General features: G+C 36.0%; 16 protein-coding genes. 7 read left to right on the forward strand and 9 right to left on the reverse strand.

What is annotated here, in order from left to right:
- The 6 genes from Q0L68_RS01900 to Q0L68_RS01925 all read left to right on the forward strand — a co-directional run.
- The coding region (locus tag Q0L68_RS01900; protein ID WP_296698611.1) for an aminotransferase class V-fold PLP-dependent enzyme at positions 1 to 666 on the forward strand (666 nt) is incomplete at its 5' end.
- An 89-nt stretch (positions 667 to 755) separates the two neighbouring features.
- Positions 756 to 1,115, forward strand: coding sequence for a DUF2116 family Zn-ribbon domain-containing protein (locus Q0L68_RS01905; RefSeq protein ID WP_296698614.1), 360 nt, complete (start codon positions 756 to 758; stop codon positions 1,113 to 1,115).
- Positions 1,116 to 1,129: 14 nt separating this feature from the next.
- Positions 1,130 to 1,549: a VOC family protein gene (locus Q0L68_RS01910; protein ID WP_296698617.1), complete on the forward strand. Its 420-nt coding sequence runs from the start codon at positions 1,130 to 1,132 to the stop codon at positions 1,547 to 1,549.
- Between the two features lie 23 nt (positions 1,550 to 1,572).
- On the forward strand, positions 1,573 to 1,854 hold the full coding sequence (locus Q0L68_RS01915) for a GNAT family N-acetyltransferase (RefSeq protein ID WP_296698620.1): 282 nt from the start codon (positions 1,573 to 1,575) through the stop codon (positions 1,852 to 1,854).
- 288 nt (positions 1,855 to 2,142) lie between these two features.
- Entirely contained in the window at positions 2,143 to 2,550 is a 408-nt protein-coding gene (locus Q0L68_RS01920) for a GNAT family N-acetyltransferase (RefSeq protein ID WP_296698622.1), read from the forward strand.
- A 56-nt stretch (positions 2,551 to 2,606) separates the two neighbouring features.
- A complete protein-coding gene (locus Q0L68_RS01925; RefSeq protein ID WP_296698624.1) occupies positions 2,607 to 4,112 on the forward strand; it encodes a carboxypeptidase in 1,506 nt (501 codons plus the stop codon).
- A gap of 221 nt (positions 4,113 to 4,333) precedes the next feature.
- Here the strand turns inward: Q0L68_RS01925 and Q0L68_RS01930 are convergent, their stop codons facing one another.
- From Q0L68_RS01930 to Q0L68_RS01940, 3 genes are all read right to left on the reverse strand, one after another.
- The gene (locus Q0L68_RS01930) at positions 4,334 to 4,717 is read right to left on the reverse strand and encodes a response regulator (RefSeq protein ID WP_296698627.1); all 384 of its coding nucleotides are present in this window, start codon (positions 4,715 to 4,717) and stop codon (positions 4,334 to 4,336) included.
- Between the two features lie 172 nt (positions 4,718 to 4,889).
- Complete coding sequence (gene groL, locus Q0L68_RS01935; protein WP_296698630.1) at positions 4,890 to 6,518, reverse strand: chaperonin GroEL; 1,629 nt, start codon at positions 6,516 to 6,518, stop codon at positions 4,890 to 4,892.
- A 37-nt stretch (positions 6,519 to 6,555) separates the two neighbouring features.
- Positions 6,556 to 6,834: a co-chaperone GroES gene (locus Q0L68_RS01940; protein ID WP_184493485.1), complete on the reverse strand. Its 279-nt coding sequence runs from the start codon at positions 6,832 to 6,834 to the stop codon at positions 6,556 to 6,558.
- Positions 6,835 to 7,050: 216 nt separating this feature from the next.
- On the opposite strand from Q0L68_RS01940, the gene Q0L68_RS01945 reads away from it, so the two are divergent.
- Positions 7,051 to 7,770, forward strand: a complete 720-nt coding sequence (locus Q0L68_RS01945) for a hypothetical protein (protein ID WP_296698639.1) — start codon at positions 7,051 to 7,053, stop codon at positions 7,768 to 7,770.
- Between the two features lies 1 nt (position 7,771).
- On the opposite strand, the gene Q0L68_RS01950 is transcribed toward Q0L68_RS01945, so the two are convergent.
- From Q0L68_RS01950 to miaB, 6 genes are all read right to left on the reverse strand, one after another.
- Positions 7,772 to 8,719 (reverse strand): sterol desaturase family protein, encoded by a 948-nt coding sequence (locus Q0L68_RS01950; protein WP_296698642.1) that lies wholly within the window; start codon positions 8,717 to 8,719, stop codon positions 7,772 to 7,774.
- Positions 8,720 to 8,883: 164 nt separating this feature from the next.
- A complete protein-coding gene (gene secG / locus Q0L68_RS01955) occupies positions 8,884 to 9,249 on the reverse strand; it encodes a preprotein translocase subunit SecG (RefSeq protein ID WP_296698645.1) in 366 nt (121 codons plus the stop codon).
- A 10-nt stretch (positions 9,250 to 9,259) separates the two neighbouring features.
- Positions 9,260 to 9,922, reverse strand: a complete 663-nt coding sequence (locus tag Q0L68_RS01960) for a hypothetical protein (RefSeq protein WP_296698648.1) — start codon at positions 9,920 to 9,922, stop codon at positions 9,260 to 9,262.
- Between the two features lie 32 nt (positions 9,923 to 9,954).
- The gene (gene lptE, locus Q0L68_RS01965; protein WP_296698651.1) at positions 9,955 to 10,494 is read right to left on the reverse strand and encodes an LPS assembly lipoprotein LptE; all 540 of its coding nucleotides are present in this window, start codon (positions 10,492 to 10,494) and stop codon (positions 9,955 to 9,957) included.
- Entirely contained in the window at positions 10,478 to 11,770 is a 1,293-nt protein-coding gene (locus Q0L68_RS01970) for a sigma-54 dependent transcriptional regulator (RefSeq protein ID WP_296698654.1), read from the reverse strand. The genes lptE and Q0L68_RS01970 overlap by 17 nt, the downstream gene beginning before the upstream one ends.
- Complete coding sequence (miaB, locus tag Q0L68_RS01975) at positions 11,770 to 13,245, reverse strand: tRNA (N6-isopentenyl adenosine(37)-C2)-methylthiotransferase MiaB (protein WP_296698656.1); 1,476 nt, start codon at positions 13,243 to 13,245, stop codon at positions 11,770 to 11,772. The genes Q0L68_RS01970 and miaB overlap by 1 nt, the downstream gene beginning before the upstream one ends.
- Between the last annotated feature and the right edge of the window lie 44 nt (positions 13,246 to 13,289).

Here is a 13,289-nt window from a genome sequence, read left to right on the forward strand (position 1 = left end):
ATGAGCGGAGTCAAATTCAATTTGAAAGCTATTGGAGAAAAATGCCAGGAAATTGGAGCTTATTTCATCGTGGATGGGACACAATCCGTTGGAGCCATGCCGATGGATGTCAAAGAGTTTAAGATCGACGCATTGATTTGCGCTGCCTATAAGTGGCTTTTGGGACCCTATTCCATTGCATTGGCATATATCGGGGAGAAATTTGCAAATGGAATACCATTAGAAGAATCCTGGATGAACCGGGTAAATGCCCGAAATTTTAGTTCCTTATCAGATTATGCAGATAAATATCAGCCTGGAGCGGGAAGGTTCAATGTAGGAGAAACAAGTAATTTCATCATGATGCCCATGTTGAAAGATAGTCTATCTCAATTGCTGGAATGGACGCCATCAAAAATTCAGGAATATGCCAAAAATCTAAATAGTCCATTACGGGAATTCTTGAAAGAAATTGGAGGTGTGATGGAAGATGATGCGTATTTGGCTTATCACTTGATTGCTCCAAAATTACCTGAAGTTATTTCTTCAGAAGACCTAAAAAGAAGTTTAGATCTGAATAAAATATATTTATCTGTAAGAGGAGAATACCTAAGGATTTCCGTGAATGTTTTTAATACAGAAGAGGATATTTCAAAACTATCCCAAATTATTAAAAGCTTAATTTGATTTCCTATTCAAGTTGAAAACTAAAAATTATTTGATATCTGAACTTATCTTTTAATTTAGTAGATTAAGCTTCGATTTTTTTTAAAGACATGGAAAAAAGAACTTGTTTAAACTGTGGTGAACTGATTCGAGGGAGAGTTGATAAGAAGTTTTGTGATGATTCTTGCAGGAATAATTACAATAATCAACAGACAGCCTTGACCACTAATATGATTCGAAATACGAATAATGCTCTAAAAAGAAATCGGAACATTCTTGAAAAACTGATTCCAACCGGAGAAAACCTTGGTAAAACTACCCGGGATAAGTTGATGCGTGCTGGTTTCAATTTTAAGTATTTCACCCATCTCTATACCAATAAAAAAGGTAACCAATATCATTATTGTTATGACTATGGGTATTTGGAGTTGGATGGAGATTGGTTTTTAGTAGTTAAAGGGATTGAATAATAATGATAAAAAAGATGAAAAAGCGCGTCACAGGAGTTGGGGGGATTTTCTTTAAAGTGAAAGACCCCGCAAAAACTAAAGACTGGTATCAAAAACATTTAGGACTTCATACAGACGATTATGGGACCACTTTTGAGTACAGGAGTTCTGATAACCCAAAGCAAAAAGAGTTTTTACAATGGTCGCCGATGAAGGATGATACCACCTATTTCAAGCCTTCGGAAAAGGATTTTATGATCAATTACTGTGTCGAAAACTTGGTAGAATTAGTAGAAGCATTGAAGAACGAGGGAGTTACTATTTTGGATGAAATTGAATCTTATGATTATGGGAAGTTTGTTCATATTCTAGATCCAGATGGCCATAGCATAGAATTATGGGAGCCTAATAATGAGGTTTACGACCAAATGGTAGAAGACAAGACGAAGAGTTAAATTTGGAATAGAAGAATCAAAAAATGGAAATACAGCATCAATTTGATGGAAAGAGAGGATCTTTTTTTGTGGAAGAAGGAGCGAGGCGCTTTGCAGAAATGGTTTATGTTATGGCAGGACCAAAAAAAATGATCATCGAACATACAGAGGTGGATGAATTCCTAAAAGGGCAGGGGATTGGTGCGAAGCTTTTAGAGGCCTTAGTGGATTATGTGAGAAAAGAAGAAATCAAAGTCCTTCCTCTTTGTCCATTTGCAAAAGCAACATTTAAAAAAAGAGTGGACTTGCAGGATGTTCTGAATTAGGATTTTAAAAATAGAATTAAAAATAATGTGATTCCACATATCAAGAGCCCTCTAAATATCCATTTTCTGACTTTTTCACTTTTTTTCTTTTCTATCAATCCTAAATTGGATTGCGTGATCCAGACTTTTCAGATCAACAAGATCTATTTTTGATTCTAATCTATAAAGGTCAGGTATAGTTGGATTTGGACGGATTTTTCCCAAATTTCGATTGTCTTTCATCGAATGATTACATGACATACTAAATCCAGCTCCACCAGTCATTGTTTCTAAATTAATTCTTTTTATATGCCTTCTATTCAAGCCGAACAAGCAATCTCTTTGGAAGAATTTATTCTAGTCCTTGAGAAATCTAAGCTCAGTAAAAGAAGGCCTATGCAGGATCTAGAATTCCTTGGAAGAATGGTTTCTGGAGCGAACCTTTGGGTGACTGCTAGAGAAAACGGAGAGTTGATAGGTTTGATGCGAGGGATTTCGGATTTCTGTTATCGTACTTTTATCGCAGATCTTGCAGTTAATGCACCTTATCAAGGCCAGGGAATCGGTAGCAAATTACTTCTTAAAACAAGAGAAATTGCTCCTACTGCCCGATTGATTTTATTTTCAGCCGAAGACGCAGAAGGTTTTTATCAAAAATTGGGTTTTCATTTACATGAACGTTGCTATCAATTGAAAACAGGAGAGCCAATGTCCTGATTTTTTGTTAAACTGCTTTTAATTAAACCATTTCATCCAACCAAAATTAAAGTATTATGAAGATAAGATTTTTGTTTGCCTTCTTCCTTGTTTCAGGATTTGCTCTTGCACAAGAAAAGGAAGTGGCCGAAAAAGAAATGCCAAAGGCAGAGGTTTTTGAATCGAAGCAATCTGTGACGATTGACGGTAAAACCATCAATTTGAATGCATTAGCCGGAACAATGCAATTGAAAGATGAGCAAAATAAGCCAATAGCATTGTTTGGTTTTACGGCTTATTTCAAAGAGAATCCTGAGAAAAATAGACCTATTATCTTTTCTTACAACGGAGGACCTGGTTCTTCATCTTATTGGCTGCACATGGGAATCATGGGGCCAAAAAGAATTGTAGTTGACGATCCTAATTATAATCAAGCAGGTCCTTATGAACTTGCTAACAATGAATTTTCAATTCTTGATGTGGCGGATGTGGTCATGATGGATCCAGTTGGAACAGGTTTAAGTTTACCAATTGGAGAAGCCACAGGTAAAGACTTTTGGGGAGTAGATCAGGATATAAGAAGTGTAAGTTTGTTTATCATGCAGTTTTTAAAAGAGCATGATCGTCTGAATTCCCCTAAATATATCTTGGGGGAGAGTTATGGTACATTCAGAAATGCTGGGGTAATGAGCTATTTGCTTAACCAGGGATATGCATTGAATGGTGTAATCATGGTTTCCTCAGTTTTTGATTTAAGAACCTTATTTTTTGTGCCAAATGAGGATATTTCTAACATTGCTTATTTCCCAACGGTGGCAGTGACAGCAAGATATCATGACAAAATCACCAATAAAGGAGCAGATTTAGAGTCCTTTGTACAGGAAGTACGAGAATTTACGGAAAATGAATATGCACCTGCTTTATTCAAAGGGAATACAATTTCTGAAGCAGATAAAAATGGAATCGCCCAAAAGTTGGAAGGCTATACTGGAATCAGTGCAGAGATTTGGAAAAGAGCTGATTTGAAGTTAGATGCAGGAGAAACTTTCCAAGAGCTTTTAAGGGATGAAGGGTTGACTGTAGGAAGGCTGGATTCCAGATATAAAGGTATCAATATCGATCCTATGTCCATGTCTGCTTTTACAGATCCTCAAAGTGATGCTATTTCCCCAGCCTATACGAGCTTATTCTTAGATTATTTCCATGGTTCATTGGGAGTCAGTAAAGATTTGCTCTATGCTCCTTCGGCATATAGTAAAGAAGGTTTTAAATGGGATTGGTCTCATCAGGGAAATCAGTATTGGGGAACAACAGGAGCAGTTACTACACTACCCGATATGGCAGATGCTTTAAGTAAGGATCCGAATATGAAAGTGCTGATTATGAATGGGTATTACGATTTGGCAACTGTATTTTATGGAGTTGAACATTCAATTTCTCATCTGGGATTACCAAAATCAGCTTCTGATAGGATCAAGATGACTTATTATGAAGCGGGACATATGATGTATACCCATTTGCCATCTGCAGCTAAGTTTAGATCTGATTTAAAGGCATTTATTGCAGATACTTTAAGAAAGTAATTAATGAAAACCAGTTTCCAATTAATTTTTATGGATTTAGATAAAGCTATAAAATTTTAATAGGAGGCTGGTTTTTAATTTTCAGATCCTTTCTTTACCGTAAGTTTTTTACTCACTTCAGTTTCAACTATTAGGAGTTGATGGATTATCAAAGATTAGATTGGAGCAGTGAAGCTCTGGGAAAGGTTAAACCTTCTAATATTTCAAGAAAATATCTGCTATCAGTATTTTTCTATTTGATATTGGATTTTGTCCAAGGTAAGAGGTTTCTCTAAAAAGTCTGAAACAACACTAAATTCCTTAGCTTTTTGTCTATCCTGAAAATCAATGGAGCTGGAAAGTATTATGATTGTATCATTTCTTTTTATGAACCGTTCTTGATATATTCTTAAAAATTCCCAGCCATTCATTACTGGCATATTTATATCAAGAAAGATTAATATTTTCTGTTCAATCGGTAACTCGGAAATTCTATCTATTGCATACTGACCTTCCAAAAACTCCTCAATTTTTTCTGCCACTTTTACTTTATTCAATAGTCTATTGTTAATTAGATTATTGATGGGGTCGTCATCCACGAGAAAAATGGTGTCGAAGTGAATCATTTAACGAGTTATAGTATCCAGTTGAGGTATTATTGGCAAAATACAATTATTCCATATCCTAGAAAAAGTATTTTATCCATTTTTTACAATTAGTATGCCTATAGTCTTAATTTCAAGTAAATAAAAAAAGGAGACCCTAGAGTCTCCTTTCTATTTTTGGGGATGATTGGAATTACATCATTCCGCCCATTCCTCCTCCGCCCATTGGGGGCATCGCCGGAGAATCTTCTTTCACATCTGCAACAACACATTCTGTTGTCAATAAAAGAGCTGCAATAGAAGCTGCATTTTCTAAAGCTAATCTAGTTACTTTGGTAGGATCAATTACACCTGCCTTGAATAAGTCTTCATAGACGTCTGTTCTAGCATTGTATCCATAGTTTCCTTTGTTTTCACGAATCTTATTGATCACTACTGATGGCTCACCACCTGCATTGGAAACGATAGTTCTCAACGGAGACTCAATTGCTTGTCTAATGATATTGATACCAGTATCCTCATCTTCATTAAGACCTTTCAAGTTGTTAAGTGCCTCTGCTGCTCTCACTAAAGCAACACCACCACCAACTACCACACCTTCTTGAACAGCTGCTCTAGTAGCATGCAAAGCATCATCTACACGGTCTTTCTTTTCTTTCATTTCCACTTCAGTAGCAGCACCAATGTAAAGGATCGCTACACCTCCAGAAAGTTTTGCAAGTCTTTCCTGCAATTTTTCTCTGTCGTAATCAGAAGTAGTTTTGTCTATCTGAGCTTTGATTTCAGCGATTCTACCTTTGATGGCATTTGCATCACCTGCTCCATTTACAATAGTAGTATTGTCTTTGTCAATGTTGATTTTCTCTGCTCTTCCAAGCATATCAACAGTTGCGTTTTCAAGTTTAAAACCTCTTTCTTCAGAGATTACTGTTCCGCCAGTAAGGATTGCGATGTCTTCCAACATTGCTTTTCTTCTGTCACCGAATCCTGGAGCTTTTACAGCCGCTACTTTCAAGGCACCTCTGATTTTATTTACTACCAAAGTAGCAAGAGCTTCACCATCAACATCTTCTGAGATGATTACTAATGGCTTACCTGACTGAGCTACTGGCTCAAGAACTGGAAGTAATTCCTTCATAGAGGAAATCTTCTTGTCATAGATCAAGATGTAAGGCTGCTCTAATTCAACTTCCATTTTTTCTGTGTTAGTCACGAAATATGGAGAAAGGTAACCTCTGTCAAACTGCATTCCTTCTACAGTTTTAACTTCAGTCTCAGTACCTTTTGCTTCTTCTACTGTGATTACACCGTCTTTACCTACTTTGTCCATTGCGTCAGAAATCATTGTTCCGATTTCCTCGTCATTGTTTGCAGATACAGTTGCTACTTGAGCGATTTCCTTAGAAGTAGAAATTTGCTTTGAATCAGCTTGAAGTTGCTTAACAACTGCAGAAACTGCTTTGTCAATGCCTCTTTTAAGATCCATTGGATTTGCTCCAGCTGCTACGTTTTTAATACCTACTCCAAAAATAGATTGAGCAAGTACTGTAGCAGTAGTAGTTCCATCACCTGCATTATCAGCAGTTTTGGAAGCTACTTCTTTTACTAATTGAGCACCCATGTTCTCGATTGGTTCATCCAATTCGATTTCTTTTGCTACAGAAACACCATCTTTTGTAATAGTTGGTGCACCGAATTTTTTATCGATAATGACGTTTCGGCCTTTTGGTCCTAAAGTCACTTTTACTGCGTCAGCAAGAGCATCTACGCCCTTTTTAAGCTGATCTCTTGCACTAGTATTGAAAAATAATTGCTTTGCCATATTGTTAAATATTTTGTTAACGATTAGGGTTGATTAATTAAAGGATTGCAAAGATGTCTGATTCTCTCATGATGAGATAATCCTTACCATCTACATTCAGTTCAGTTCCTGAATACTTACCGTACAAAACAGTGTCTCCTACTGAAACAGTCAAGGGCTCATCTTTTTTACCATTACCCACTGCCACCACTGTTCCTTTTTGAGGTTTTTCTTTTGCAGTGTCCGGGATATAAAGTCCGGAAGCGGTTTTCTCTTCAGCTGCAGCTGGTTGTACCAAAACCCGATCTGCAAGAGGTTTGATGTTCACGTTTGACATATAATTAATTTGTTTAAATGTTAGATTAAAATGCATATGCCTTATAGCACTTCCTGTGCCATTAGAGTATATTTTTAAAAGGCTGACAAATCGGCTGTAATTGTCAGGTAGAAACTGAAAAGTTTGCGACAGAAGGCAAAAAAATATCTGTCAATTTTTCCAAAACTGACAGATATTATGTCAGATTTTATTAATTTTTGGTAAACCTATTTACTTATGAAGAATTTACCTAAAAACTGGATTGCAGAAGGTTTAATTGATTTTGAATATAAGAAGTATCAACTTCTGGCATACCTTCAAGAAACAAATAAACAATTTAATGCTGCCAAACTTTATCCTGTACTTGGTGAACTTATAGAACACCATCGTCTTTTAGATGACTTGAAGAAAGGAAAATCGGAATTGAGTAATTTATTTCCAAGAGCAATATCCGGAATCGATTTTCAAAATGGAAAGCTGCATTATCAACCTCGTGAAACAGAAGGTGAGATTATGCAGGAAATCGCCAATATCACTGATTTTGCTTTACCAAGATTTACTGAGCAAATCAAAAAGGGAAAGGAAATTTATCAACTTGTAGAAAGCCAAGTAGAGTTTGAGCCAATTGGTATTATGCCTATTTATACTCGAGAAGGATTTATTTTGGTCTCTAGAGAATCAAAACCTGATATTCATGCATTTCGATATCAATCAAATTTCTTGCAATTGGCAGGTGAAAAATTCAGAAGTATCAGAATGTGGTTTGTAGGTGTTTTTCAAAAATCAATTGTAAATACTTTGGAAAAGATCAAACTCCAGCTAATAAAAGATATTAAAGAGCTACCTAACCCGGCTACATGGAGACTTCATAGTTCCCATGATTTACCAATGGAAGAAACGCTACTGCCAATTAGTAAAAGATTGTTATTGCAACACGTTTCTTCCAATCCGGAATAGTTTATTTTTCTTGTACCTCAAGAGCTAAAATTTCTTTCTGAACTTCAGAAGAGGATTTAGCTCTTGCTTCGTTTTCAGCTTTTTCTCTAGTTGAAATTACTTCAGCCCCTGGCTTATCGAATAGAATCCTCCAGCACTCATTAATATTTTTAGCTTTCCGAAGATCTTTTACAATATCTACCCATTCGTGAAAAACTAAATAAATTGGATTGTATGAAGTGACAGGTTTAGTAATACCATAGTTAGGTCTTTCACCTTCCGGCATGAAAGTGCCAAAAATCCTATCCCATATTATGAATGTTGACCCGTAGTTTTTATCAAGGTAATGTTCATCTCTTGCATGATGTACCCTATGATGAGAGGGAGTCGTAAAGAAAAACTCTATTGGTCTTGGTAGTTTGGTAATGTATTCGGTATGAATCCAGAACTGGTATAAAACAGCAATCTGATGACAAATAAAGAATACGAAGGGATTAAATCCCATAAACATTACTGGGAAGAAGAAAATCACCTTAATGTGTTGTGTCCAACCTAATCGAAAGGAAACGGAAAGGTTGTATTTTGAGGAATTGTGATGAGTAATATGGGTTGCCCACCAGAATCTTTGTTCATGGGCCAATCTATGTGCCCAATATCTCGCTAAATCGATAGCGAAAAAGCATAAAATAAAAGACCACCAAGTAACAGGGATGGTGAATGGTGATATATTATAAAAGAATAATGCAGACCCAAAGGTTGCAATTTTGATTAACGCACTAATACCAACATTTACCAGTCCAATAGTAGAGGCAGCGAAAAAATCTTTAGTGTTATAGGCATCTTTTTTTTGATAAGCGCTAATTCCCCATTCAATAAAGACAAGGAGGAACATGATAGGAGCAGCCCATAAAATAAGATTTGGCCAGTTTTCGATATGTAAGTCCTCTAGACGAATAGGTTTTGTATTCATAAATTAAATGGGGATAATTAATATTAAATAATTCCAGTTTAGTTCAAAAACAAGTTGAAAGACTAGGATTTGGTGATAGAATAGAAAAATAAGAGATGATTTTAATTAAAACAAAAAAGTCTGCCCTTTTGGAGCAGACTTTAGCAAATGTTTTTATTAGGTCTTTATTCACCACCTGAAGTAGTATCCTCACTTGTAGCTGGAGTAGACTCAGTAGGAAGTAAGCTTTCATTATCTCCAAAAGCCGGAGCTACTACTTGTTGCTTTGCACTTTCAATATTTGGAGAGGAAAATTGATTTGGTTGGCTTCCAGAATAAAACGCTGAAGAAGCTAAGGAAAGTACCAGGATTGAAACGGCTAAAAACCAAGTGGCTTTTTCCAATACATTTCCGGTACGGGTTACTCCCATGATTTGAGATGCACTACCTCCGAAAGCAGCTCCAACGCCACCTTTAGAGTTTTGACCTAAGATAACGAGCACTAGAAGTACCGCTAAAATTAGGATAATGGTGATTAATAAAGTAAACATATATTAGGGATTATTCTTTCAACTTTTCAATTAAGTCCGCAAAGTAAGACCTTTTATCTGGAAATTTCAACATCAATTTCTCATAAATTTTCTTTGCTTTGGGCTTTTTACCCTGAGATACCAGCAGTTTTGCGAATGATTCAGATAATAAATTGTCATTAATCTCAGTACTGCTCGCGGCTAAATTTTCATTATTCTGGTTAGCTTCTATCTCTTTGATCGTGGCAAGTTTGATGTCTCGTTTACTGAAAGCCTTAATTAGATCAATCTGCTCTCTCTTCTTGGCATCAACAATAGTTTTCTTTTCTTTCCTTTTGATAGTTTCCAACAAATCATCAGCAGGAGCTTTCCTCCTTTTTCTGACAGGTTTTGGATTCTCTTCCTTTATTTCAACTTCTTTTTGTTTTGCTTGTTTCGGGTTCGATGTTTTTGAGATTTCGGATTTTTTTTCAACAAGTTCTTTCAGCCAAATTCTATTTGGACTAGTGATGGCGGCATAGGCTAAAGATTCAGGTGTTTTAGCTGGATCTTTTCCATATTCATAACGAGCTGCTAAAACATGGGGAATTTGGAAATAGGGGAAGTTTTCCTGAATTTTTTTAAGAGAAAGTAAATCGTTTCTGTTAGCAGTTTCTGATTTACTAATTAGTTCTATAAACTGTGCCGCGTTCAATCTTTTTTGGTTTTGGGTTTAATATACTGGATTTACCAGTTTGCAACAGTGGCTGTGAAGATATCTTGGATAATATTTTGAAATATTTCTTCTACAAGCTGATTTTCAACGTCCAAAAGAGTCGTCGTTCTTGGATCATAATCTTGAAAGAAAGAAAACGTTCTTCGTAAATTCTCTTCTTCATTTGTCAAATTCATATATTCTACTTCTACTGCGATGGTCAGTCTCATTTGACCAGCTCTATCTGGTAAATTTGGATTATTACTCGAGACAGCAGATTGTGGAGTAAGAGAATAACGGTTAATCGCCCCGGCAAATTGTAAGTCTCCATTAGTTCTAACCAACTCTAATTGGGTGTTCCTTTGATAATATTCTTTTAAAGACTCTGTAAAGAGCTGCTCCATATTGGCTGGGCCTCCTCCTGAATCATTAAAGAAATTTTCTACCGTAAATGACTTTACTAAATCATAATTAATATTTGTTCCGGTAAAGCTGTATTTTACAGAACAAGCCTGAAGTGCCAGAAGTATTCCTGAAAGTAGAAAAAGCCGTAGTTTACTGATCAATTTCATATTGTTTGATCTTCCTGTATAAAGTTCGTTCAGAAATTCCCAAATCACTTGCTGCATATTTCCTTTTATTATTATGCTTTTGCAAGGCTCTGAGAATCATTTCTTTTTCTTTTCTTTCTAAAGAAAGTGAGTTGTCATCTTCCTCATGGTAAATATCCTCAATAACTTCCTCTTCAAAGTTTTCTCCTTGATTTGATGAGTTTTTTTGAGGGGTAATCACTAAAGGTACGGAGTAATTTGAAGAACTTTCACTAGGTTCATTTTTAGAAATATTACTATCCATATCTTCGAACAAACCCTGATGTTTTTGAATAATACTATGATTAAGTCCACCACTCTGATAAGATTCCAGAACCAGTTTTTTCAAATCATTCATGTCTTTTTTCATATCAAATAAGACTTTATAAAGTAAGTCTCTTTCAGAAAAATCGCTCATGTCAGACTTTGACCTAGACTGATTTAATGTCATTGGTAATCTGGAATTGTCAGTAGGAAGATATTTTGAAAGGGTTTCCGCATCCACATCTCTTGATTCTTCAAGCAATGAAATTTGTTCTGCAAGGTTTTTTAATTGACGAATATTGCCGGGAAAAGGATATCTTTTTAATATAGATTGGGCCTCAGAATCTAAAGAAATAGGCTTTACATGGTATTTTTCAGAAAAATCCGAAGTGAATTTCCTAAAAAGCAAAACAGTATCATCCCCTCGCTCTCTTAAAGGTGGGACATAAATTGGAACGGTATTCAATCGGTAATATAAATCCTCTCTAAACTTCCCTTTTTCAACTGCTTTAAGCAACTTGACATTAGTTGCAGTAATAACCCTGACATTTGTTTTTTGGACTTTAGAAGAACCGACCTTAATAAATTCCCCATTTTCTAAAACTCTAAGAAGTCTAGCTTGAGTACCTAATGGCATTTCACCTATCTCATCTAAGAAAATGGAACCTCCGTCAGTAACTTCAAAATACCCTTTTCTAGCTTCATGGGCTCCGGTAAATGATCCTTTTTCATGGCCGAAAAGCTCTGAATCAATGGTTCCCTCAGGTATCGCACCGCAATTGATAGCTATAAATTTCCCATGCTTTCGAAGGCTTAGAGAATGAATGATTTTTGAAAAACTTTCTTTTCCACTTCCACTCTCTCCCGTAATCAAGACAGTCATGTCGGTAGGTGCTGCTTGCATCGCAACCTGAATGGCATGATTCAATAAAGGACTGTTTCCAATGATCCCAAATCGTTGTTTTACACTTCGTATTTCAGATTCTGTAATCATTAAAATTCTGGATTTACTGTGATAATTTCTCCAAAAAGAGTTGCTGCTGTACAATCCGTGATTTTGACTAATACATAATCTCCGATTTTGAAGTCACCGGCAGGAATAATGACTACTTTATTAGCAGAATTTCTTCCCTTATATTCATGATCTGATTTCTTGGACGTTCCTTCAATTAATATTATTTGTTCTTTACCAATGTCTAGTTTGTTTCTGAATAAGGAAAGTTCACTTTGCTTGGCAATTACTTCAGCTAATCTTCTCTTTTTGACCTGCAAAGGAATATCATCCTCAAATTTCTTTGCCGCTAGAGTTCCTGGTCTTTCTGAATAGAAAAACATGTAGCTAAAGTCGTACTTCACGATATCCATTAAGGTTAGGGTATCTTGATGTTCTTCTTCTGTTTCGGTGCAAAAACCTGTGATCATATCAGAAGAAATTCCACACTCATCTCCCAAAATCTCACGAATAGCCCGAACTCGACCCAAATACCACTCTCTGTCATAAGTTCTGTTCATAAGACTCAACACTCTACTATTTCCACTCTGAACGGGTAAATGAATGTACTTACAGATGTTGTCATACTTTTTCATGGTATAAAGCACTTCGTCTGTAATGTCTTTTGGATGAGAGGTGGAAAATCGAACTCGTAGACTAGGAGATACCTGAGCTACCATTTCCAGAAGATTAGCAAAATTGATCACTGTACTTACTTCTTCTTCCTTTTTGTTTAATCTGGCTTTGTTGTTTTCTTCTGGAGACCATTTATAGCTATCTACATTTTGGCCAAGTAAAGTAACTTCTTTATAACCTTTAGAAAATAAGTCTTGTGCTTCTGCCACAATAGAATGTGGATCTCGGCTTCTTTCTCTTCCTCTGGTGAAAGGGACTACACAAAATGAACACATATTATCACAGCCCCTCATGATTGATATGAAGGCTGTGATACCATTTGAGTTTAAACGAACAGGTGCAATATCAGCATAAGTTTCCTCCCTTGACAGGAAGGTGTTAACTCCTTTATTCCCATCCTCAGCTGCAGAAACTAAATTCGGAAGATCTCTGTATGCATCCGGTCCGACAACCACGTCCACAATTTTTTCTTCTTCTAGAAGTTTTTCTTTCAGCCGCTCAGCCATACAACCCAAAACTCCAATTGTCATTTCAGGTTTATTCTTTTTTGCTCTATTGAAATCAGTTAATCTTTTTCTAACCGTTAATTCAGCTTTTTCCCGAATTGAACAGGTATTTAGGAAGATCACATCTGCCTGGTTGAAATCCGAAGTAGTATCAAATCCGTTTTCTTTCATGATAGAAGCCACAATCTCAGAATCTGAGAAATTCATTTGACAACCATAACTTTCTATATATAGCTTTCTGGATTTACCAGTATTTTCCTCCGCTGTAGTTTTATAGTCACAAGCTTGTGCCTCTTCTCCAGAGATAATATCTATATCTTTAATCAAATTACTCATGTAATTAAATGCTTTAGGGATGCGAAATTAATAAAATGCAGACA

Origin of the sequence: Algoriphagus sp. (genome assembly GCF_024642405.1) — a bacterium.
GTDB lineage: Bacteria > Bacteroidota > Bacteroidia > Cytophagales > Cyclobacteriaceae > Algoriphagus.